We start from the raw sequence: 22,284 nt of genomic DNA, 5'->3' as shown, positions 1-22,284 counted from the left end.
AAGTCTCCCAAAAGAATTTGAAGAAAAATTCCACAGACCAAATTAAAAAAGGTTTTCCCCATCGGATTTAAATAAAAAATTGGGCATAAGCCCAATTTTTCGTTAATTATGTATATAAATAAGGGATCTTTTTACACTCCTTTAAATCGATTTAATAATTGCTGCATTTCCTCTGCCATTTGATTTAACGCTTCTGCAGAGGAGGTCATTTCTTCCATAGAAGCCATTTGTTCTTCTGTTGACGCGGATATATTTAACGATTGTTCTGAAGATTCCTTCACAATGGCCGCCATTTGATCAATGGACATTGCAATACGCTGTGCTCCGAGCGTCATTTGCTGAACGGCTTGTGATACTTCGGCAATTTGTCCAGATACTTCATCCACCGACTGGCGAATTTGCTCAAAGGAATCTCCAGCTAAGTTTACATCTTCAAGTCCTTTGGAAACTTCATCCACAACTGTTTGCATCGATACCATCGCTTCGTTAGTTTCCTTTTGAATATGATGGATTAATTGAGAAATTTGCTGTGCAGAATCTGCGGATTGTTCTGCTAATTTCCGTACTTCATCGGCTACAACAGCAAAACCTTTACCGTGCTCTCCCGCCCTTGCTGCTTCAATAGCGGCATTTAAGGCTAACAAATTCGTTTGTGAAGCAATTGTAGAAATCACTTCGGTAATTTGACCAATTTCTTTCGATCGTTCCCCTAATCCTTTTACAACGTGTCCAAGCGATTCAACATGTTGATGGATAAACCGCATTTGCTCTTCCATTTTGCTAATAACTTCTGAACCTGCATTCGCTTTGGCAAACGTTCCTCCAGCGGCATCAGCAACTTGTTGAGTTTTTGTGGAAACGAGGGATAATCCTTTAGATATTTCATTCATGGACGTCGAAGTTTCTTGAACTGATTTTACTTGTTGTTCGGAACCTGCCGCAATATCTTCCATGGACGAAGAAATTTGCTCCGTCGCTTTTGTCGTCTGTTCGGCGATGTTCGTTAACTGGTCAGAAAAGGAAACGATTTGTTTTGAATGTTGTTTCACCTTTTGAATTAACATTCCCCATGTTTCTAACATTTCGTTAATATTTACCGCAAAAGACTTAAGTTCACCTACTTCATTGGCATTGACTCTTGTAGATAAATCCCCATCTTTAATCGCCTGTAAATGCTTATTCAACACGGCAATGGGCACCACAAACCGCCGGTAATTTAATGTAGCGGATAAAATACCAAGGAGCATTCCGCAAATAACTAAGCTCCCTGTCGTCACCCAGAAATCAGTACCTGTTAGGCCAATAAACATAGACACACCGAACCCAAGTAAAAACGTCCCAGGAACTACAACTAACAATGTGCGAATGATATAGCTCCGTAACGTCATCTCTCTCCCTACCTTCTACTAAAATATGTATCTTACCTTATTATAGCATTGAATGAATATATGGAAATAAGGAAGTGGGACTAATTTCACTTTTTTCTAATTATTTGATTCACTTACAAAAATTAGACCAGCCTCTATCAATGGAGGTTGGTCTTTTCTCCTACTTATTCTGTTCTTCTTTAAAATAAATGTATGATTTCACAAAAACATAAACGGTACCTAATAGGGTAACAGAGATAAATATGACAAATCTCCAACTGCCTTCTAAAAAGATCGTCAATATGCTCATCAACCCAATGATGACAAAAACTTTTCCACCAATACGATGAGTTTTATTCCACACGGTTTCATTCGCTAACGTCCATGGGGTTCGGATACCAACAAAATAATTATGTTTGAATTTTGGCATATAGTTTCCTAGAATGATAAATAAAATGCCAATTCCAACTGGGACAATCAACGAAATATCTGTTGGATAGCCTAAATTATAGGCAAGGGTGCCAACATGAATAAAAAAGAATAATAACACCAAGGCATTCATCATCACGAGGTAACTACCTTTAAATTTTTCATAGTTCGCTTTTTTCGGATCCACTTTAGGTAATAATGTCAACAACAAAAGTAAAAAAGTTAACACGATAGGTCCAAAGAATGCGCCAATCCATTTATTACTATAACCGTCCACTTCCCCTGCTGCATTCCAATGAACCGCTACTTGATCCGGTAAAAATGGGATGGCCACCAAACTAATGACATAAGCCAAAATGACCAAACCGATAAGCAAACGACTGGATTTCATGTTTCCTTCCCTTCCTTTTCTAAAATATCGTAAAACCAACTCAACAAATCTTGAAATACGGTCGTGTTTAATGAGTAATAAATATGTTGTCCTTTACGCTCGTCTTGAACTAAATCAGCTTGTTTTAAAATTTTTAAATGATGCGATACACTCGGTTTTTGCATATCGAAATGGGAAGAAATTTCTCCTGCAGTTAAATCTCCTTTTTTCAGTAAGGATAAAATTTTTCGCCGTGTCGGATCGGCTATCGCTTTAAATGCTTCATTGAAGGACAAGGATGCATCCCCCTTTCATTATTAGATATTTAGACATTTTTCTAATTGTTAATGAAAAAATTTTTTGATCATCAGTTAGATTTTTAGATAAATTTCTAAATATATTGTATGCCAATTATTATCAAAATGTCAAAAAAATAATTGATATAATGATCATCCCCCTACTCATGTATCCCCAAATATTGGGTAAATTATGAACATCTAGACATTTTTAGGGGGAATTAAACAATGAATGAAACAAATACACAACAAAATGAATTACCAATGGATCCAAAACCATATTGGTTAGATTCCGTCCAATTGCCCGCGTTTGAAAAATTAACGAAGGATATCGTTACGGATGTCGCGATTGTCGGTGGTGGAATTTCCGGTGTGACGACAGCGTATTTGCTCACAAAAGCTGGAGTTCGGGTGACGTTAATGGAGGCCGATCGACTGTTCAATGGAACCACTGGTCACACAACCGCTAAAGTCACTGCCCAGCACGGACTTATCTATCACGAGTTAATTCAACACTTTGGGGAAGAAAAAGCAAAACTATATTATGAAGCCAACATCGATGCCATGCAGTGGATAAAAAATACTATTTTCGAACAGAACATCAATTGTGACTGGCAAGAAGAGGATGCCTATGTGTATGCATTTTCTGAAAAAAATGTCCCAAAAATTTCGGATGAATATGACGCCTACTTAAAATTACAAATTCCTGGTCAGTCTGTTGATACCATTCCTATACCTGTTGCGGCTAAAGCAGCCGTTATCATGAAAAATCAGGCAAATTTTCATCCCCTTCGATTTTTAAACCATTTCGTTCAATTCATTACCGAAAATGGTGGAGTTATATACGAGGATACACCCGCTATCGATTTAAAAATAAGCACACAACCAACGATTATCACCCGAGACGGTCATAAAATTTCATGTCAAAAAGTCGTTATTTGCTCACACTTTCCTTATTACGACCGCTCTTTTTATTTTTCCCGAATGTATGCGGAAAGGTCGTACATCATTGCTGCCAAAACCAAAACCCCATTTCCTGGCGGGATGTACATTAGTGCGGATGATCCAGTACGTTCACTTCGTTCTGCCACAATCAACGGAGAAAAATACGTGCTCATTGCTGGAGACAATCATAAAGTGGGTCAAGGGGAACCAATGATCAATCATTATGAAGCCTTGCAAGCATTTGGGGACCATGTTTTCGGTATAGAGAAGATTCCATTCCGTTGGTCAGCACAAGACTTAACCACGTTAGATAAAGTACCGTATGTCGGCCCGTTGAAACAAAGTACTCCTAATGTATTGATCGCAACTGGGTACCGAAAATGGGGAATGACGAACGGAACAGCAGCAGCTTTACTTCTATCAGATTTAGTACTCGAAAAAAGGAATCGTTACGAAAACCTGTATACTCCATCAAGATTTCATGCTGACCCAAGCGTCAAACAGTTTCTATCGATTAATGTCGACGTTGCCAAACATATGCTGGAAGGAAAATTAGAATACGCCCTTCGAAAACCAGAGGACTTAGTCCCAGATGAAGGTGCTGTCGTTTCAGTCAATGGAAAAAGAGCCGGTGCCTATAAAGACCAAAAAGGAAAGCTTCACCTTGTTGACACAACATGTACGCATATGGGCTGTGAAGTTGAATGGAATTGTGGCGAACGAACATGGGATTGCCCTTGTCACGGATCACGCTTTTCCATTGACGGAGAAGTTGTCGAAGGTCCAGCGACCAAACCGTTGAAAAAACTACAGTAATCAAATGACACTATATAAAATCAACGAATCCCCTACTGAATTCAGGTAGGGGATTTTCTTTTTTCTACAAAAATAACACCCTTCCGTATATTCACACCTCACAATTTTTTAGTTCCGTGATGTCTAAAATTTCTTTTTTAGTGTCGTTATATCCTTGATATTCAGTTCACTTGGTCGAGTAATATCGAAGAACACCAAACGTCTCCTAAAAATAGGCATTAAACTAGTACACAGTGGACAATCGCGGAACATAGGATAAGATTGAGTGTTTAATGATTACAGTGTTTTTAAAAAAGAAAGGAAGATAAAATATGAATCAATATCCAACTCATTATCAGATGCCTTCTTATCCATCTCAGCAAATGGGAACATTTCCGCAATATCCGTATTCGGAGATCATGGCCCATCAACAAATCAAACAACCGATGTATCCTCAGCTAAAAGACCGAACATTGAATATGGTGTCTCCTTTAGTTCAATATGGTTTAAGAGAAGCACAGATGACCTCGTATGCACATGCTTTACAAGAAGTAGCCGCTATAGCTTATCTAATGGGGAGAGGATTCGATCCACAAACAGCTTACGCCACTGTAGAATCATGGGAGTTGAATGAAGTCTTTTATTAAAGATACAGACCTAAAACCAAGTGTTAGCCCCCAACCAAATATACCGTATATAAGAAATAAGGATACATGGTGATATGTACATCAGACTACACAAAAAACAAGTTTCCCCTACAGAACTTTTCCTGTAGGGAATTTATTTTCTTAATCGTCTAGCTAATAGAGAGTGTTGCTGTAAAGTCGGTAATGATTCATTGTAATGGTTTTCGTGATGTGACCATAACAATTAAAACAATTGTTGAAACGATTGCAATTATAGAAAAACAACCTCATTCTTCCTTCCCCTATTTTTTGAACATAGAGGATTTGAATAATCAAAGGAAGAACTATATAAAGCAGTTATTTACGAAGGGGAATAGGTATGATCAGATTACCAAAAGTATTCATAAAAAACATCATCAATGTTCATAAAGAAAAAGGCGAAAAATGGTTAAGAGATTTTCAATCGCTCATTCATGAATGTGAGCAGCGTTGGCAATTGAGAATTTTGGACCCTTTTGAGTTATCGTATAATTTTGTTGCTCCTGCCATACGAAAAGACGGGACGCAAATGGTCATTAAGCTTGCCGTACCTGGAGAGGAGTTTCTTACTGAAGTCAAAGCGCTTCAATTATTTAAAGGTAATGGAATGGTTCAAATGTTGGATGTTGATAAAGAAAAAGGGATCTTGATTCTTGAACGGATACGTCCTGGTACGAATCTAGCTTCATTAGAAAATGATGAGGAAGCAACGACTTTTGCTTCCCAAGTGATGAAAAAGTTATGGATCCCTGCGCCAAAATATTCGAACCTTCCAACCATGGTACATAGAGAAAAGCAACTAATCCAGATTCTAAAGAAGCACCCTCAAGGAATCGGTCCTATAACGGGTGAATGGCTTCAAGAAGCGGTTGAGACATTTCATTCTTTGAATGAATTGGGCAATCAACCTTTTTTACTTCATGGGGATTTGCATCATTACAACATTTTGCAGGATCGCCACAAATCTTGGATAGCGATTGATCCGAAAGGGTTAATCGGAGACAGAGAATACGATGTAATTCAATTTATACTTAATAAACTACCTAGTGACCATTTGACAACAGTTATAGAGAGACGGATTGACATTTTGGTCCAAGAACTGAATTTAGACAAAAAAAGAATTTTATTATGGGGATTTGCCCATACGGTTCTTGCAACGTGTTGGTCCATTGAAGATCATGGGGATTATAACGAGACTTTTTTTCAGGCAATCCATGTTTTTAAACATTTAAATCAGTAAAATACGTTTTTTAAATTCTTGTTAAAAACAAGGCTCTGTAAAACCATAATGTTAATATTTTATCAAAAGAAAAAGGAACAGTTGATGTCCCCGTTTGCTTAATAAGATGGTGAATAAATCCTATCTGTATCAGTATCTATAACAAAATCAACCTTTATCTCGTTGTCATAAGGAATTTGTTCAAAATTTTGAAGCCTGCAAAACACATCAGGAAGGTCATTTTTCTCAAAAGTTAATTCTTTTGCTTGAAGATACTTTTGTTTTAATTGTTGTTTAGAACATTTTTTACCCGTAAGCAGAACTTGATGGAAAAAACCGTCCATTTCAATAATCAAAATAACCACGACTGGTTGCTAATCAGTTATATAGCTTAGATTTTTATATTTTTCCTTAGTTTAACATATATGCTTATTAAAACTAACCTGCTCTGTTACTTTAAAAAGAAAAAGGCTGTCGATCAACAGCCTCACTTTCTTAAACTCAAGTCCCCTTAAGTTAACAAAGAAAAGAAGCCAATACTGGCTCCAATTTGAAGATATGCTCGTAGATGGTATTTTACCAACATTTCTACCTATCTTTATCCATATATTTTTTTATCTTTCTTTCTTCCCACTCTGCTCCGAATATACCAAATGTGAATGTTGATACGCCGTGTACGATCAATCCAATTCCCCAGCCTGTAAGTGGGTATAGGAACCACCAATTACCTGTATCAGAAATTAGGTTCATAACCAATAACATGGCATTTACTAAAATATAAACAATTAAATGAATATAAAATGCTTTTAGATTTTCCACTCTTTTTTTCGCTCTTAAATATTTTTCATCTTTTTCGATTTTCAACGCCTCCCTATAATCGTCGTAATCACTTTTAATTTATTACTCTCTATATTCCAGGAACAGTTCCTTCATACAATTTATGCATTCTATTAAGGAAATGTAGCAGTTTGCACTCTTTAGTTATATAGTTATGCGTAATTGAACAATCCTGCTCCGTTACTTGAATAAGAAAATGGATGTCGCAACAGCCTTCCTTTCTTAAACTCAAGCCCCCTTTTGCTTAATAAGGATTTTTGAAATATTACTCCTCCTCAACATCATGGTTTTTATAAAAATCATTAACAATGGGATAAATATCTGGTTCTGTATGATAGTAATCTCCATTTACTTGATTCAATCCAAATCTACTGTACTTCCTCCTACCCGTTGACTACTTGGGGCTGTTTGCTCCTCATGAATTAATTTTCCACTTTCTAGTTGTTTACTACAAGCCATTAGTAAAACAATAAGTAATAGCATCATTAATTTAGTAGCAAATATATTCCCCTCCCTTAAAAAAACAAGTCTTCTTCCACTATCTTCACGATAATAATTTCGCCATATAATATTCATCAACGAACTCACCGTTTATCAGTAACGAATCCTTTTTCGTCCCTTCGATTTGAAACCCCATTTTTTTATAAAGGGCGATGGCGGTTTCATTAGTTGCAACGACGGTAAGTTCTAATCGATGGAGACGTTGTTCTTTGGCCCATCTTTCTAGCGTAGTGAACAATTGAGTCCCGATTCCTTTCCCGCGATATTCTTGTAAAATACCAATGACTAAATAAGCAGTATGCTGATTTCTTCTGGCCCTTCCACCAATTGCAAATAAATAGCCGACTAGTTTTCCTTTTACTTCAGCAACCAACATCGTCGAATTGTTTTGTTCTTTCATTTGTTCAATCCGGTTTCTTTGCTGCTCAGCTGTTATTTTTCGTTCATCCGCTTCAAACAACATAAACTCACTTTCCCGTTCGACTTGTAAAATGAGGTTGGTTAATGGCTCGGCATCTTCTACGTTTGCTTCTCGAATGAATAATTGATCTTTCATTAACGGTTCACCTACTCCATCCATTATTTTCTATCTACTACTTTACAATCAATGAATATTTCCATCTAGTAAAACTTTCCAAGACTGAAAATTAAAATTTTACCTAAAAAAAGGCCTCCTTATGATAAGGAGACCCACAAAGCAATCAGGATAACGAATCCCATGAGGATTTTTAATAACATTGGTATTTGATCTTTTCCTTTTTCATTGATTCGGCATTCTTCCGCTTCGACAGCTTTTCGGTAATGGTTGTTACAACAGCCCATCTTTATGCCGCCTTTTCGAAATCATCATCCACAGAGGCAAGCTCATTTCGTTTATTACGTGCTGCTTTATAAAACGCACCGATGATCCCAATCGTAAAGATGGCTGCAATGACATATGATACATTTAGCGGAAGATTAAAACCGATTTTTGCATTTAAAATATACGTTGTTGTCGCCATCGTCATGAAAATGGCTGGAATCATGGCAATGAAATAGTTTTTCTTCGATAAAATGAGATACATCGCACCGATCCAAAGAGCGATTACCGCTGTGGATTGGTTGGCCCAAGAGAAATAGCGCCATAAAATCGTAAAATCCATTTTCGTTAACGCATAAGACATGACAAATAACGGTAAAGCAATCCATAGACGGTTGGTAATTTTCTTCTGAGCCACTTTAAAATAATCGGCAATAATCATCCGGCAGCTGCGAAAAGCGGTATCTCCTGATGTAATTGGTAATATGATGACACCAATCACTGCCAGCGTACCTCCGATGGCTCCAAGCATACGTACTGCTACTTCATTAACGACGGCCGCCGGACCACCTGCTTGAATAATTTCATTTAATTCATTTCCGCTGAACAAGCTCATTGCTGCGGCTGCCCAAATCATCGCAATGATTCCTTCGGCGATCATCATGCCGTAGAAAATTTTACGACCATTTTGCTCGTTTTGCGTTGTACGAGAGATAATTGGTGATTGGGTTGCATGGAAACCAGAGAGTGCCCCGCACGAAATGGTTAAAAATAATAGCGGGAAAATCGGTACGTTATCTGGATGCATGTTGGTCAAGCTTATTTCTGGAATCGGTGCTCCAGTGACAATTAATCCACCGCCAATACCAATCGCACTAATAAGTAAAAGGACTCCAAATAACGGATACACACGACCAATGACTTTATCGATCGGTAATAATGTCGCGACAATGTAGTAGACGAAAATAGCTCCTAGAATGATAGATAAGGCTACTTTTTGTTCTGCTAAATTATGAATGAGTGCTGCTGGTGCTTGAACAAACACCGTTCCAACTAGTAAAAGTAACAATACAGTAAACGCATTCACCACATGTTTCATTGCTTTTCCTAAAAATTTTCCTGCTAATTCAGGAACATGGGCTCCACGGTTTCGAATAGAAATCATCCCTGTTAAATAGTCATGCACGGCTCCGGCAAAAATTGCCCCAAAAACAATCCATAAAAACGCCACTGGACCGTATAAGGCACCTAAAATCGGTCCAAAAATAGGCCCAACTCCGGCGATATTTAACAATTGAATCATCGAATTTCGTTTAGTTCCCATCGGCAAGTAATCCACACCATCTTGCATCGTGTAAGCTGGTGTTTTCCGTTCTGCTTTTACACCAAATACTTTTTCGACATATTTCCCATAAGTAAAATAGCCGATGATTAAAAGCACAATGGAGACAATAAACGTAATCATCCACTTTTCCCCCTTTGTTTTTGTATCCGCTTTCATTCTAGTGATAGTTTATAAGAATTGAATGAAAATTCGGGGGGATTTTGCGCATGATGTTCATATATGTGAATAAGATGCTCATATCCATGCATCAAATGTCACAAATTGTTCACAATTCTAAAACCTCCCGCAATGCTTTTACATAATTACGGCTCACCGGAATATTTTCATGACAACCCGTTAATGTCACGTGGTATGCTCCATTGAACCACGGAATCAATTGTTCTACTTTCTCTATATTGACGAGATAACTTTTGTGTGTTCGAAAAAAAGGGCTTCCTTTTAATTTTTGTTCAAGCTCTTTTAATGAAACTTTTGTTTGGAATGTTTTATCCGTTGTCACAATTAAAGTATCTCGTTCTTCCCGGCAGCAATACAAAATATCTCTCGGTAACACATAGACAATCCCGTCTTCTACTTCGATCGCTAGTTTTCGAGATGATAGATCGGGATGATTCTCTCGTTTTTCTGAAAGATTTCGTATTAGGCGTATAACGGATTCCTGCACTTGTTCTTCATTAAACGGTTTTAATAAATAATCGATGGCCTCATATCGAAAGGCTTCCACTGCATAATTCGGATACGCTGTCGCAAATACAATATATGGAGGGTTTTTCATTTGTTGAAGCATTTTTGCCACATCTAACCCGGACAACTCGGCCATTTCGATATCTAAAAAAACGACATCTGGCTGAAGCTGAAACACTTTTTCAAAAACCGCCTCACCACAATCCGCTTCTCCGATTACCTCGATTTGAGAATGATGGTTTAACAGATGAATTAACTCTGCACGGCTTAATGGCTCATCATCGACAACTAATACGCGAATCTTCAATGGTGTCTACTCTCCTTTTACCACACTGTTTGGAATTCGTATTATCACTGTCGTCCCTTTTTCAAGCTCAGATACAATGGACATTTGGACATTTTCCCCTAGCAATAATTTCAATCGTTCATTGACATTATAAAGTCCAATTCCTGCCCCTTTCGCTGATGATACGGGTTGTTTTAGTAATGTGGCCACAGTTCTGTCATCCATCCCTTTTCCGTTATCTGAGACCGAAATGTGAACGTGACTTCCAACCGATTGAACCTTTACTTTTATTCGGCTCCCTTTTTTCATTGGTTTTAACCCGTGATTTACCGCATTTTCCACAAGTGGTTGCAGCGTCAATGTCGGTAAAGCTAATTGTTCAAAACCTTCCTCAATCTCATATTCAACTTGCAGCTTGTCTTGGAAACGAGCTTGAACGATTGTTAAATAGGCTTTTACATGCTTTAGCTCTTCATCTAATGTAGATAACAATTCCGTCGAGCTGCCTAAATTTTTGCGAAAATATTGGGCCAATGAAAGGAGCAGTTGACGTGCTTGATTCGGATCGATTCGAATACAAGACACAATCGTATTTAAGGCATTAAATAAAAAATGCGGCTGAACTTGGGCGTGCAACGCTTTAATTTCTGCATCTTTCATTAATTGGTAGTACTTTTCGGCCTCCGCAATTTCCAACTGTAAACTTAATAACGATGACAATCCTTTCACAAATTCAAAAGCAACCGATGATAAATCTGCTTCCGATTGAAAATAAAACTTTAACGTTCCGACGGTTTCGTCTTTCCTTTTTAACGGAGCAATTATAGCTTTTTGTAACGGACAATGTTCGTGGTGACAAACGACGCGTTCACGTACGACAAGCATCTCCCCTGTGTCTATGACGATCCGGGTTGTATCGGTTTGAATCGGCTGGTCAGTAAAATGATGATCAGCCCCTGCACCGACATGAGCCAAAATTCGCTCACGATCGGTCACGGCCACAGCTACGGATGGCACTTCTCTGATAAATAGTTCACAAATAGCTTTCGCTGATGCAGGATTTAATCCATTTCGCAAGTGACTGACGGTTGCTTCCGCTAAACGCATCGCTTTTTCGGCATGCAACGCCCCCACTTTTTCTTCTTCTTGTAACACACTTCGAATGACAAGGATGAAAATAGCGCATCCAATCCCGTTGGCGATTATCATTGGAATACCGATTTTCTCAACCAAGGCCCATGCCTGTTCGAACGGTTTAGCGGTTAATAAGATAACGAGCATTTGTAATCCTTCGGCACTCATACCAATATAGAGAGCGGAAGAAGATGATAACGCAAATGGTTTTTGCCTTCTCTTGGTTACAATTCCGGCCAACAAACCTGCAATCATCGTTGATACTCCACATGCAACTGCGGTAAATCCACCGAGAAACAAGCGGTGTCCCCCAGCAATGATTCCAGCACCTAATCCTACACGCCAACCACCTAAAAGACCCGCAATAACAACACCAATGACGCGAGAATTAGCAATCGCTTCTTCTTCTTGTAAAAATCCAGCTCCTTTAGAAAACTCCGCCGTTTCTGCGTGAATCGTTAATCCCGTGTAGGTCCCAATAATTCCGAACAGACCAAAAATAATCATAAATAGAAATCGTTGTATACTATTTAACTCCTGTTGGAAAATCAGCTTTCGAAAATACGGAAGTCTCGTAAGCAAAAAGGCGATCATTACGATTATCGCTAGTCGTTCAAACAACGAAAGCAGTAACTGCCACACATGTATTCCCTCAACTTTCAGAAATTGTACAAAAAAGATCCCGCAACACATAGTCGTGCCACGGGTTTATTTCTCTTTTTCCAGCTAACGATTCGCTACTTCTATTATATTACTTGTTTGATAGGAGATAAAGAATGAAGTCTTTTTGGAGCTCACGTCATATTTTGGCTAATCTTTATCGGACTTTTTCATGGTGGCAAGTAAAAGAACCGATTAGTCTCATACTTTCATAGTAATCTTTCAATTTTGAAAAATTTGTTTATAATAGTAGTAATTAACAATAAGGAGGTTGAACATGGACATCGAAAAAATTTATGGAAATCTTCCTACTTTAGAAACGGAACGTCTACTTTTACGCAAAATTACGTTAGACGATGTGGAGGCTATGTTTTCGTATGCCTCAAACGATGAAGTGACGAAGTATGTGACTTGGGATACGCATCGCTCCCTTGCGGATACGAAACAATACATCGATTTCGTTTTAAGCCAATACGAAAATAAACAGATTGCACCATGGGGAATTGAATCGAAAGAAACAAAAGAATTCATCGGAACGATAGATTTTGTTTGGTGGCAACCCGCCCATCAAAAAGCGGAAATCGGCTACGTCATTTCCGATAAATACTGGGGAAAAGGAATTGCCACTGAAGCTTCGAAAAAACTCATACAATTTGGCTTTGAAGAAATGGATCTTGTTCGCATTCAAGCAATATGTTTCGTTGAAAATACAGCATCTGCTCGGGTAATGGAAAAAGTAGGAATGACATTTGAAGGCATTTTACGTAAAGCGATGTTTGTGAAAGGGAAGCATCGGGATTTAAAGATGTATTCTATCATTAAAAGCGATATACGTTAATTATTAATAATAATTCGTTCCTTAAACAATTCAAATAACAAGGTAATTAGTCAATACAATTAGCACAAAATAACGATATAAATCGTAACTAAAGAGCTATGGTCTGAACCCTATTTTGTCTGCAGCCTGAAACGCTCAGATTTTCATTCTGAGCGTTTTTAATATCCATTTTACTGTTTCTTGTTTCACTAACGCATCTATTAGCATTAACTGTAATATTTATTTAAGACCGCTTAAATGTTCATGAATTAACTTCCATTCTCCTTTTTCGTTCTTTATGAACACATTAGTGGCTCTTCCACTCCCCGAAACAAATTCTCCGTTATGATAACCTTCATAATGATATGTATAAGTACAAGTTGCAGAATTTTCGTCAACGGTTAACCAATGTACATTGTTTGCAGTATAAACTTCTTCTTTAATGGTGTCCCAAGCATTTTCAAAATATTTTTGGATTTCTTGCATCGTTGTACATGTTTTATCTGTAAACCAAAAAATAGCATTTTCATGTAATACTTTTTTCACATTATTGAAATCATGAGTATTCGTTGCTTCTATGTATTGTTGTAATACTTTTTTATAATCCATTTATTTAAGTCTCCTTAACAACTATTGTTTAAATTTTCATGTTATTCAAATTTCTTCCTGATTAGTAACTAAAGCGTTATTCAATCAAAGTTTTAGACTTTTTATCGGAAATACCTAATCTTTGAACAGAGGTAAGATAATTTCCTCACCAAAATAACAATCATTCTAGCATATAAATTAGCAATCGTTTTGACAAGTTAATTTTTATAAGCACAGTCAAAAAATTTAATCAGACGGTGCTACTAATTCAACCTTAATCCTGTCTGGGTCTTCAAAATAGACAGCGTAATGATTTTCACCTCCAGCATAAGGGTGTTTATCAAGGTATAGAATATTTATTCCTTTTTCTTGTAATTTTTCGGTAATTTCATCAACTTGTTTCTTAGATTTTGCATGAAAAGCTAAATGATTAAGACCTACTCTGCATCGATGATATGGAATATCCAGAAAACGTTCTTCTACTTGAACAAAGACGATATAAGTATTTCTGTATTTCCAACTGATTCCAGATTCCCATTTCTGATATTGCTCATACCCAAGTTCTGTTAACAACCAATTCCAAAATTTTATTGTTTCCGATAGGTTGGACACATAAATTTCAATATGATGTAGCATGTCATGTCCTCTCAATTACAATTTTATGTAATAAATGTTAATATCTTTATTTTAGAACATCAGTTGTGGAATATAAATATAAAAAAATAATTAACAGAACCCATCATCAAGGATTTGAAACCATTTGTACCTTAAAAGTGATTTATGCACCACCTTTTTTCTTCTCCAACCCCCTCTCTCCCTCTCTTCCCAGACGGTGAATCCCTACGATTAAAATGACCTTTTCAAATATAACTCGTCTATTCGGATATTTAATAATCTATGTTATGCTTATAATGGTAAAAATCTAAACAGAAAAGGTGCATAGCAATGAAGTCATTCATCGTCGTTGGAGGCGGAATTTTAGGTGCATCTACCGCTTATCATTTAGTGAAAGAAGGAGCGTCGGTCACCTTAATTGACCGAAACGACAAAGGACAAGCAACGGAGGCCGCAGCAGGCATTGTTTGTCCGTGGCTTTCGCAACGTCGAAATAAAAAATGGTATCGCTTAGTAAAAGGCGGAGCCAAATTTTATCCATCCTTCATTGAGGAGCTTCAATCGTACGGTGCAACCGATACAGGCTATGAACGAGTCGGGGTTCTCTGTCTTCATACTGATGAAGAAAAGCTGCAAAAAATTGAAGAAAGAGCCTACACACGTCGGAAAGATGCCCCAGAAATAGGCGAAATTACGAGATTGTCAGCAGACGAAACAAAAGCGCTATTTCCTGCCTTAGCGGATGAGTATCAATCGATTCACGTTACCGGGGCTGCCCGCGTCAATGGAGGCGCCCTTCGCGATTCGCTTGTAAAAGTCGCTCAACAATTTGGGGCTACTTATATTCAAGGAAGTGCCGGCCTCCTATATGATGGGACTCATGTCACTGGTGTAGAAGTGAACGGAAAACAGATGGAAGCTGATGCGGTCATTGTAACAGCAGGTGCTTGGTCAAAAGAAATTCTACTGCCGCTAGGGATCGAGTTTTTAGTCACACCGCAACGAGCTCAAATTGTTCATCTCGACCGGCCTGAAAAAGATTCGGACCATTGGCCTGTCGTGATGCCACCGAATAACCAATATTTATTGACCTTTCGAGGTGGCCGTGTAGTAGTTGGAGCTACCCATGAAGATGGCGTCGGCTTTGACTATCGCGTAACGGCTGGTGGTTTACATGAGGTCATCCATAAAGCGTTAACGGTAGCTCCAGGATTAGAAAATTGTACGCACGTCGAAACAAAAGTTGGGTTCCGTCCATATACTCCTGGTTTTCTACCAGTATTTGGGCCACTTCCAGGATTTACGGGCATCTATGTCGGGAATGGTCTAGGTGCGACTGGACTTACAGCAGGTCCTTACTTAGGATCTGAGTTAGCGAAACTTGTTCTCGGACAACCGACGGAATTAGATCCAAACGAATATCATGTGGGTGAAGCGATTGCTGCAAAAGATGAGACGGAAGAAAGCTGAGGAATTTTCCTTAACTGGTTCACTTACGAGAGAAAACACGAATCTATTATCAGACCAATTCGTATAGGAATTGGTCTTTTTATTTTTATTAATATTACAGCATTTGTTAAATGGTGGTTATTTTTGTGTGGGATGTGATTTACTTCAGATCAATCACCCTGTTGTCAATATAGGATAATTTTAGAAAATTTCAGAATATAATGATAATATGTTTGTAAAGGTCGCTTAACTAAAAACAATTAAGTTTCACTCTACCACTAAAGGGCCATTTTCTGGAATAAGTAAGAGAATTATTTTCTTAGCTTCTGTAATAATTTACACTTATTAAAAAAGGGCGCACACCAGACTTTGACATTCGCCATATCAGGGCGTCCCCAACAAGAGTGTTGGGGCATGTAAAAGCGTGGGGCATAGTTTTGCATAGCTATCAACTCCTTAAAGCCTCTGAGGAGCCCTAAGAAGCCCTCACAGTTTTTCTATTTCCGCCAAAAAGTTGAACAGTCAGCCTTATCCTTGATTTTAAATTCAATTATCTTCTCTAGCAAATCGTAATTTACCGGCTCATTCCACGGAATTCGAAACAAGCCTTTGGTAGCGCTGTAGCCAGCTTGGGCGATTTCATCGCCAAAATGTACCATTGTCTCTTCTTCGGGTGAAACGCTCAAATGATGCTTCGCTGTGGAGAAGCCGATGATAAATGTGCCGTGATCGGTAAACATTGGCGTATTCCACTTGATTTGCGGTTCCAAATTTGGGAATTTATTAGCAACCCACGCCAATATTTCCTCTGTTCGGTCGCGGTGGTCGGGGTTATCGATACCTGCTAAATATTTTGCAAAAACTTCCATGTCTTCCTCCTTCGATATTATGCTATCTCCGCCAAAAATTCGAATTCTCAGCCTTATCCTTGATATTAAATTCAATTATCTTCTCTAGCAATTCGTAATTAACTGGTTCAGTCCATTGAATTCGGAACAAGCGTGAAGAAGCGCTGTAGCCAGCTTGGGCGATTTCATCGGCAAAATGCACCATTGTCTCTTCTTCGGGTAAAATGCTCAAATGATTCTTTGCTGCGGCAAACATAATGATGTATGTGCCGTGATCGGTAAACGTGGGTTTGTTCCACTTGATTTGCGGTTCCAGGTTTGGAAATTTCTTAGTTACCCAAGTCAAAACTTCTTCCGTTCTGGACCGATGTTGCGGGTTATCAATATGCGCTAAATATTCTGCAAAAACTTCCATATTGTTCCCTCCTAAAATAAAAAATTATGTCGTTCAGAGAAATTCCTCAATTCCATTCGTCGTTAAAACTCCTCACAGAACCGTTCAGACACGTTCTTAAACAACACCTATTTCCAACTATATATTTAGTCAAAATGGCTTAAAACGCAAATTAGAGGCTTTAAAAAGTATCTGACTTGTATCGCCAGCGATAGCTGGTCAGTCTAAAAGTATATTACTACATGTCATCTATAGCTACATAGCATAAATCCTATTTTAAATTTTCAACTTTGCAACGCACTCATCTTTATTTTGTTCCCAAGCAACCCAACTTTCCTTTATTTTCTTCCCTTTAAGACCATCTAACCTTATTTATGGTCATTTATTATTTGAGATGGTTCAGTATAGAATTTAGGATTATAATTTTTTATTCCTAACATATAAATCACCTATTGTTTAAGTTCGTATTAATTAATGATTTTATCATTCAGCACCTGTCCCAACTGCTACTCCAAGTCCTTCTCCACTATATTAAAAATTCAACTGTCCACCTTCATCTTCAGTCATTGTTAAATCAAAAGTTTTATCATATGTACTTCCTGTATAGGGGATTACCATAACCTTCTATTTTATTTGTTTAGATAGTTCATAAATCTCATTTGATACCTTATCAAAGTCAATATCGTTAATTCTATATGCGCCGCTATAAAGTCGGTATTGTCGTAAGGGATTTCTTTTAATTGAACTGTAACTTGACGGTTTTGGTGGACCTCTACTATTCCATATCTAGCATATGGTTGATGATGACACCCTAAGGCACCTGGATTAAGGTAAAGCCGCTTGTTCGTTTGAAAATGATGAACAGGATGATGGTGTCCGAAACAAACGACGTCATATGGTGTGCCGTCGTACATGGTGTCTAGTTTTTCACCAGATGGATCTGGGTCAATACGTTTGATTTGACCATCTGACTTTAAGTGATAATGCACAAAAAGAAAATTTTTCCCGAAAACATCGACTTCTAACATTTGTGGCAGTTCCATAAGTTTTGGGATAAAGCTTTTATCCAATTGGGATGCTACCCATTCATGATGCGACCTGGCGTGCTCATGTCCTGGTAATGGACCTTTTCCTTGAATGATTGATAAAACGGCCTCATCATGATTCCCTTTTACAAAAGCAATATCCCCTCGAGAAAACAACATATCTAATACTTCATTTGTATTTGGACCAATGGCTATTAAGTCTCCTAAGCAATAAAGATGATCCACGCCTTCCCTCTCGATGTCTGCCAAAGCGGCTTGTAAGGCTGGAGCATTCCCATGGATATCCGTAATAATGGCAAGCTTCATCGACATATGGATCTCCTACTCCTTTTCAGAAGCATTGTTCACCTATTTACTTTAGCAAAATTTTCACAAATTGGCATCTATGTTCCTCGGACGATTCGTCAAATGAAAGGACATCTTCTTTTTTCCTTTGATCAGCTGTTTATTTTTCCATTGTGAAAAGAAATAACATCCGATTATGACGATTACAGCCCCCACCAATTGAACATTGGTCATTTGTTCCCCCAAAAATATGTAGGCTAAAAACGAAGTAAATACAGGGTTAAAGTTCATAAAAATGCCTGCAGCTGTTGCGCCTAAGTGTTTGACACCAACGCTCCAGAGCACCATACAAACAACGGTTGAAACCACTCCAGTGTATAAAATCGCACTTACAAATTCCCCGTTTACATTTGTTACTGAAAAGGTTGGGGCATTCAATGGAATCAGTATGATGAGCCCAAAAATTCCCGCGTACAAAGTAGCCAAGAGCGGTGAGACCTTCGTTGTTGCCCACTTGCTGCAAACCGAATAAAGTCCCCATACCCCCACAGCAGCCAACATGATTACATCTCCTTTGTTGAATTGAAAAGATACGAGCATATCGACATTCCCTTTCGTCAACACAAGGAGAACCCCAAAAAAGGAAAACATCATCGCGCTGATTTGAAGAAACATGATCTTTTCTTTTAAAAAAAACGATGAAAAAACAGCTATTGATATCGCATTTAACGTGGTAATCAATCCTACGTTCGTCGCGGTTGTATGTTTTACCGCTAAAAATTGAAATAGGTTAAATAAAACAACCCCTGTTAGTCCCATGAAAAATAACGGTAACCACGCTTCTTTCGGTGGTATCATTTTCTTTTCCTTCCACCAAACGATTGGGATTAAACAAATGACGGCAATGATCCATCGTAAACTCGTTAAGGTCATGGGCGAAGCGTGTTCGACTATTAATTTAGAAACAACGAAATTCCCTGCCCATAAAAAGCTCGTAACCAGCAATAACAGATAATAAACGTAGGTCATGCTCTTCTCCCCTGTTCCCCTCTTCTGATTTATTAATAATATTAACACTGTTCATACTCTTACAAAATATTATTTTGTATCATATAATTACTTTAAAATAATCAAAAGTTAATCTTATCATTTATTAAATTTTCTTCATTATCTAACGTAAAATGAACCATTTTTTGAAATAATCGAAAGAGGAGGGACTATGGGTGAACTCTCACGTTCGAAAAGGATTAGATGAAGTGGATCTACAAATCTTACATGTGTTACAAACAAACGCCCAAATCAGTAATGCCGAGCTGGCACGTCAAGTGAATTTATCTCCTCCAGCGACGCATACACGTGTGAAACGGTTAGAAAACGAAGGGTATATCGATCGCCAAGTCGTTATTTTGAATCAAGAAAAGCTAGGGTTTAACCTACTATGCTTTATTTTTATTAGTACGAACATTCATCAAGCAGAAAAACTCGAAGTATTGGAAAACGCCTTTGCGGCTATGCCAGAAGTGCTTGAGTGTCACTGTTTGACCGGAGAGTATGATTATGTATTAAAAGTCGCCATCAAAGACCGAAACGATTTAGAAGCCTTTATTCGTAAGCTGAATAGCCTGGGGATTACAAGAATTCAAACGAGTCTTTCGTTACGTGAAGTGAAGTATTCCACGGCTTTACCGATTATGGAAGAGGAAGAATAAAATGGTGGAGATTCGACTAACGGGTTCACTTTGGGAAGGGAAAAATGTTAAAAAACACATTTAACCCAACAATAACAATATAAATCGCAAAGAAAAACGCTCGAATTTTTTTCCGAGCGTTACTCTTTCTTCTTATTGGGTTAACGTACTCGATGATGGATTCCTTAAGTTACATTATATTTTCTAGCTTTGGTTATAGATTACATGAAATTAATTTCCGTTCTTAACAAAGAGTAAACGTATGTATCATATGGAACACTATTTTGATACATATAATTTCTCAGAACCCTAAATACTTTGAGCATCTTCTTTCACAATTTCTCTCAATAGCAGTCTTTCAGTTTCTATTATTGGAAACATTCTCTTACTCCCTTTTTGGTAATAAAGTTCAAATGATCCCTAACTTTATTTAATAAACTCACCCTAATAATTGAATATCCATTACAAAAATATTAACATAAAATTCCATATAATTGTGTTATTCTCCTACAAGTAAACCTATTACTGACGGCCACCTTATTTCACGAATGTTTCTTTTGATAAAGGTCATAAAGAGTTTTTGGAATGGCGTCAATGACATCCGATGCGAGGACATCCAGCGGGGAATGGTTAGATTGAACGAGCTCATCCGCTGCTTTCCCGTGCACATATATCGCATTGCAAATCGCTTCATGCACATGTTGATGCTGCATTAAGAACGCTACTATCATCCCGGTTAACACATCCCCACTTCCCCCTTTAGCGAGCGCTGGATTACCGGTTGTGTTCACGAATTGCTCTCCCTCTGGTGTTGTAATAATCGTATAAGGACCTTTTAACACGAGATATACTCCGTATTCAGTTGCAAACCGTTTCGCTATTCCGAACCGATTGTTTTCTACTTCATTTACTGATATGTCCAACATTCTCGCCATTTCGCCAGGATGAGGCGTGAGTACGGTAACGGCCGTTCGATGTTGAACAAGAGACTCATAGTCCTTCCAAAAATATAAGGCATCGGCATCGAGGACGACTGGAATCTCTTGTTCTAGCACAGTTTTTACAATCTGTTTGGTTCCTGCTGTTCTTCCCATGCCTGGACCAATGGCTACAGCATCCAAATCGAAGTTCGATAAATCGATCTCTCCACGGAAGTGACCGTTTTCCGATGGACATGGGTAGTACATGACTTCTGGTACATGCGTAGCCGCCACAGAAGAGATATCATCAGGAATCGCCATCGTCAATAATCCAGCACCGCTCCGTAAAGCGGCTTTTGCAGTCATCGTAATGGCCCCGCTCATGTTCCGAGAACCACCAATAACCATTCCTTTCCCAAACGTCCCCTTATGGGAAAAACGTGGCCTTCTTGGTAATGTTTTCACCACATCGTTTTCTGTCCAACATTTCCTGTACGCTGCCCTTTTATCGATCGCGATGGGAGGAATTCCGATATCAACCGTGATCACTTCTCCATAAAAATCGGCTGTTGGATATAGGTAGGCACTAAGTTTTGGTGACTGAATTGTGATCGTTACGTCCGCTTGAATGGCAGTGTCTACAGCTCCCCCGTCTGCCGGGATTCCACTTGGGATATCGATTGCATATACGGATGGCGTCTCCAGTTTGTTTATCATCTCTATGATTTCTTTATAAGGCGAACGCAATGGACCTTTCACGCCAATTCCGAGCATTGCGTCAATGATGACATCATAGCAACACAATTGTTGATGAAAACGTTCCTCATTTCCAACATAATGATTTACTTCGTACCCCGACCGTTCATAAATGGTTAGCGCTTGTTTTGCGGCACCTTTTAGTTTTTCTTTTGGTGGAATTAACCATAAATCGGTTATGTATCCGAAGCTTTTTAACACGCGGGCCACGACAAATCCGTCGCCCCCATTGTTTCCGATTCCAGCAATAACAGCGATTCGGTGATGATGGGAGAGTTTATGTAACAACACCTTGGCCACTGCTTGTCCGGCGTTTTCCATTAACGATTCTTCGCTTATTCCGATGTGCTCGATCGTATATCGATCAATGGCATACATTTCCTCAGCTGTTACGATACGCATACTATTCACCTCGAAAACTTTTTCTATCCATATTATAGAAAATTTTGGTCCTGTTTTCTTTACTCACCAAAAAAGCTGACCCCATTCGAGCGTCCATCTCATCATCTTTCATAAGATGGAACACTCTTCGGTCAGCTTGATGTC

23 protein-coding genes are annotated in these 22,284 nt (G+C 38.4%); 6 read left to right on the top strand and 17 right to left on the bottom strand.

Going from position 1 to position 22,284, the window contains the following annotated elements; all coding sequences use genetic code 11:
* Positions 1-131: 131 nt before the first annotated feature.
* The 3 genes from ABES52_RS13230 to ABES52_RS13220 form a co-directional block, all read right to left on the bottom strand.
* Positions 132-1,388, bottom strand: coding sequence for a methyl-accepting chemotaxis protein (locus tag ABES52_RS13230; RefSeq protein ID WP_429651651.1), 1,257 nt, complete (start codon positions 1,386-1,388; stop codon positions 132-134).
* A gap of 160 nt (positions 1,389-1,548) precedes the next feature.
* Positions 1,549-2,187 carry an SdpI family protein gene (locus ABES52_RS13225; RefSeq protein WP_429651650.1) on the bottom strand — a complete coding sequence of 213 codons (639 nt, stop codon included), beginning with the start codon at positions 2,185-2,187 and terminating at the stop codon, positions 1,549-1,551.
* Positions 2,184-2,462, bottom strand: a complete 279-nt coding sequence (locus tag ABES52_RS13220) for an autorepressor SdpR family transcription factor (protein ID WP_429651649.1) — start codon at positions 2,460-2,462, stop codon at positions 2,184-2,186. The genes ABES52_RS13225 and ABES52_RS13220 overlap by 4 nt, the downstream gene beginning before the upstream one ends.
* A 228-nt stretch (positions 2,463-2,690) precedes the next feature.
* On the opposite strand from ABES52_RS13220, the gene ABES52_RS13215 reads away from it, so the two are divergent.
* The 3 genes from ABES52_RS13215 to ABES52_RS13205 all read left to right on the top strand — a co-directional run bounded on the left by ABES52_RS13215 (position 2,691) and on the right by ABES52_RS13205 (position 6,107).
* Positions 2,691-4,223 carry an FAD-dependent oxidoreductase gene (locus tag ABES52_RS13215; RefSeq protein WP_429651648.1) on the top strand — a complete coding sequence of 511 codons (1,533 nt, stop codon included), beginning with the start codon at positions 2,691-2,693 and terminating at the stop codon, positions 4,221-4,223.
* Between the two features lie 311 nt (positions 4,224-4,534).
* A complete protein-coding gene (locus ABES52_RS13210) occupies positions 4,535-4,849 on the top strand; it encodes a hypothetical protein (RefSeq protein WP_429651647.1) in 315 nt (104 codons plus the stop codon).
* 358 nt (positions 4,850-5,207) lie between these two features.
* Complete coding sequence (locus ABES52_RS13205) at positions 5,208-6,107, top strand: aminoglycoside phosphotransferase family protein (RefSeq protein WP_429651646.1); 900 nt, start codon at positions 5,208-5,210, stop codon at positions 6,105-6,107.
* A gap of 98 nt (positions 6,108-6,205) precedes the next feature.
* On the opposite strand, the gene ABES52_RS13200 is transcribed toward ABES52_RS13205, so the two are convergent.
* The 7 genes from ABES52_RS13200 to ABES52_RS13170 all read right to left on the bottom strand — a co-directional run bounded on the left by ABES52_RS13200 (position 6,206) and on the right by ABES52_RS13170 (position 12,314).
* Positions 6,206-6,451 (bottom strand): hypothetical protein, encoded by a 246-nt coding sequence (locus ABES52_RS13200; RefSeq protein ID WP_429651645.1) that lies wholly within the window; start codon positions 6,449-6,451, stop codon positions 6,206-6,208.
* A 223-nt stretch (positions 6,452-6,674) separates the two neighbouring features.
* Positions 6,675-6,944 carry a 2TM domain-containing protein gene (locus tag ABES52_RS13195; protein ID WP_429651708.1) on the bottom strand — a complete coding sequence of 90 codons (270 nt, stop codon included), beginning with the start codon at positions 6,942-6,944 and terminating at the stop codon, positions 6,675-6,677.
* 336 nt (positions 6,945-7,280) lie between these two features.
* Entirely contained in the window at positions 7,281-7,499 is a 219-nt protein-coding gene (locus tag ABES52_RS13190; RefSeq protein ID WP_429651644.1) for a hypothetical protein, read from the bottom strand.
* Entirely contained in the window at positions 7,468-7,980 is a 513-nt protein-coding gene (locus tag ABES52_RS13185; protein ID WP_429651643.1) for a GNAT family N-acetyltransferase, read from the bottom strand. Before ABES52_RS13185 ends, ABES52_RS13190 begins: the two co-directional genes overlap by 32 nt.
* A gap of 268 nt (positions 7,981-8,248) precedes the next feature.
* The gene (locus tag ABES52_RS13180) at positions 8,249-9,688 is read right to left on the bottom strand and encodes a carbon starvation CstA family protein (RefSeq protein ID WP_429651642.1); all 1,440 of its coding nucleotides are present in this window, start codon (positions 9,686-9,688) and stop codon (positions 8,249-8,251) included.
* Positions 9,689-9,833: 145 nt separating this feature from the next.
* Positions 9,834-10,559, bottom strand: a complete 726-nt coding sequence (locus ABES52_RS13175) for a LytR/AlgR family response regulator transcription factor (RefSeq protein WP_429651641.1) — start codon at positions 10,557-10,559, stop codon at positions 9,834-9,836.
* A 6-nt stretch (positions 10,560-10,565) separates the two neighbouring features.
* Positions 10,566-12,314 carry a LytS/YhcK type 5TM receptor domain-containing protein gene (locus ABES52_RS13170; protein ID WP_429651640.1) on the bottom strand — a complete coding sequence of 583 codons (1,749 nt, stop codon included), beginning with the start codon at positions 12,312-12,314 and terminating at the stop codon, positions 10,566-10,568.
* Between the two features lie 295 nt (positions 12,315-12,609).
* Here ABES52_RS13170 and ABES52_RS13165 point away from each other — a divergent pair, with 295 nt between their 5' ends.
* Positions 12,610-13,170: a GNAT family N-acetyltransferase gene (locus tag ABES52_RS13165; RefSeq protein ID WP_429651639.1), complete on the top strand. Its 561-nt coding sequence runs from the start codon at positions 12,610-12,612 to the stop codon at positions 13,168-13,170.
* A gap of 219 nt (positions 13,171-13,389) precedes the next feature.
* On the opposite strand, the gene ABES52_RS13160 is transcribed toward ABES52_RS13165, so the two are convergent.
* A complete protein-coding gene (locus ABES52_RS13160) occupies positions 13,390-13,758 on the bottom strand; it encodes a YybH family protein (RefSeq protein WP_429651638.1) in 369 nt (122 codons plus the stop codon).
* Positions 13,759-13,983: 225 nt separating this feature from the next.
* Entirely contained in the window at positions 13,984-14,373 is a 390-nt protein-coding gene (locus ABES52_RS13155) for a VOC family protein (RefSeq protein ID WP_429651637.1), read from the bottom strand.
* 309 nt (positions 14,374-14,682) lie between these two features.
* Between ABES52_RS13155 and ABES52_RS13150 the strand changes: the two genes are divergently transcribed.
* A complete protein-coding gene (locus tag ABES52_RS13150; RefSeq protein WP_429651636.1) occupies positions 14,683-15,822 on the top strand; it encodes an NAD(P)/FAD-dependent oxidoreductase in 1,140 nt (379 codons plus the stop codon).
* Positions 15,823-16,298: 476 nt separating this feature from the next.
* On the opposite strand, the gene ABES52_RS13145 is transcribed toward ABES52_RS13150, so the two are convergent.
* From ABES52_RS13145 to ABES52_RS13130, 4 genes are all read right to left on the bottom strand, one after another.
* Positions 16,299-16,670, bottom strand: a complete 372-nt coding sequence (locus tag ABES52_RS13145; protein ID WP_429651635.1) for an iron chaperone — start codon at positions 16,668-16,670, stop codon at positions 16,299-16,301.
* Between the two features lie 22 nt (positions 16,671-16,692).
* Entirely contained in the window at positions 16,693-17,064 is a 372-nt protein-coding gene (locus ABES52_RS13140) for an iron chaperone (protein WP_429651634.1), read from the bottom strand.
* A 608-nt stretch (positions 17,065-17,672) separates the two neighbouring features.
* Complete coding sequence (locus ABES52_RS13135) at positions 17,673-18,401, bottom strand: metallophosphoesterase family protein (protein WP_429651633.1); 729 nt, start codon at positions 18,399-18,401, stop codon at positions 17,673-17,675.
* Positions 18,402-18,458: 57 nt separating this feature from the next.
* Complete coding sequence (locus tag ABES52_RS13130; protein WP_429651632.1) at positions 18,459-19,403, bottom strand: DMT family transporter; 945 nt, start codon at positions 19,401-19,403, stop codon at positions 18,459-18,461.
* 194 nt (positions 19,404-19,597) lie between these two features.
* Here ABES52_RS13130 and ABES52_RS13125 point away from each other — a divergent pair, with 194 nt between their 5' ends.
* A complete protein-coding gene (locus tag ABES52_RS13125) occupies positions 19,598-20,083 on the top strand; it encodes an Lrp/AsnC family transcriptional regulator (protein ID WP_429651631.1) in 486 nt (161 codons plus the stop codon).
* A gap of 521 nt (positions 20,084-20,604) precedes the next feature.
* Here the strand turns inward: ABES52_RS13125 and ABES52_RS13120 are convergent.
* Positions 20,605-22,140 (bottom strand): NAD(P)H-hydrate dehydratase, encoded by a 1,536-nt coding sequence (locus ABES52_RS13120; protein WP_429651630.1) that lies wholly within the window; start codon positions 22,138-22,140, stop codon positions 20,605-20,607.
* Positions 22,141-22,284: the final 144 nt, after the last annotated feature.

This window comes from Aeribacillus pallidus, assembly GCF_050478865.1.
Lineage (GTDB): Bacteria > Bacillota > Bacilli > Bacillales > JACDOC01 > JACDOC01.
Note: the sequence above shows the minus strand (reverse complement) of the source record. Positions and strands in the feature narration are given on the sequence as shown.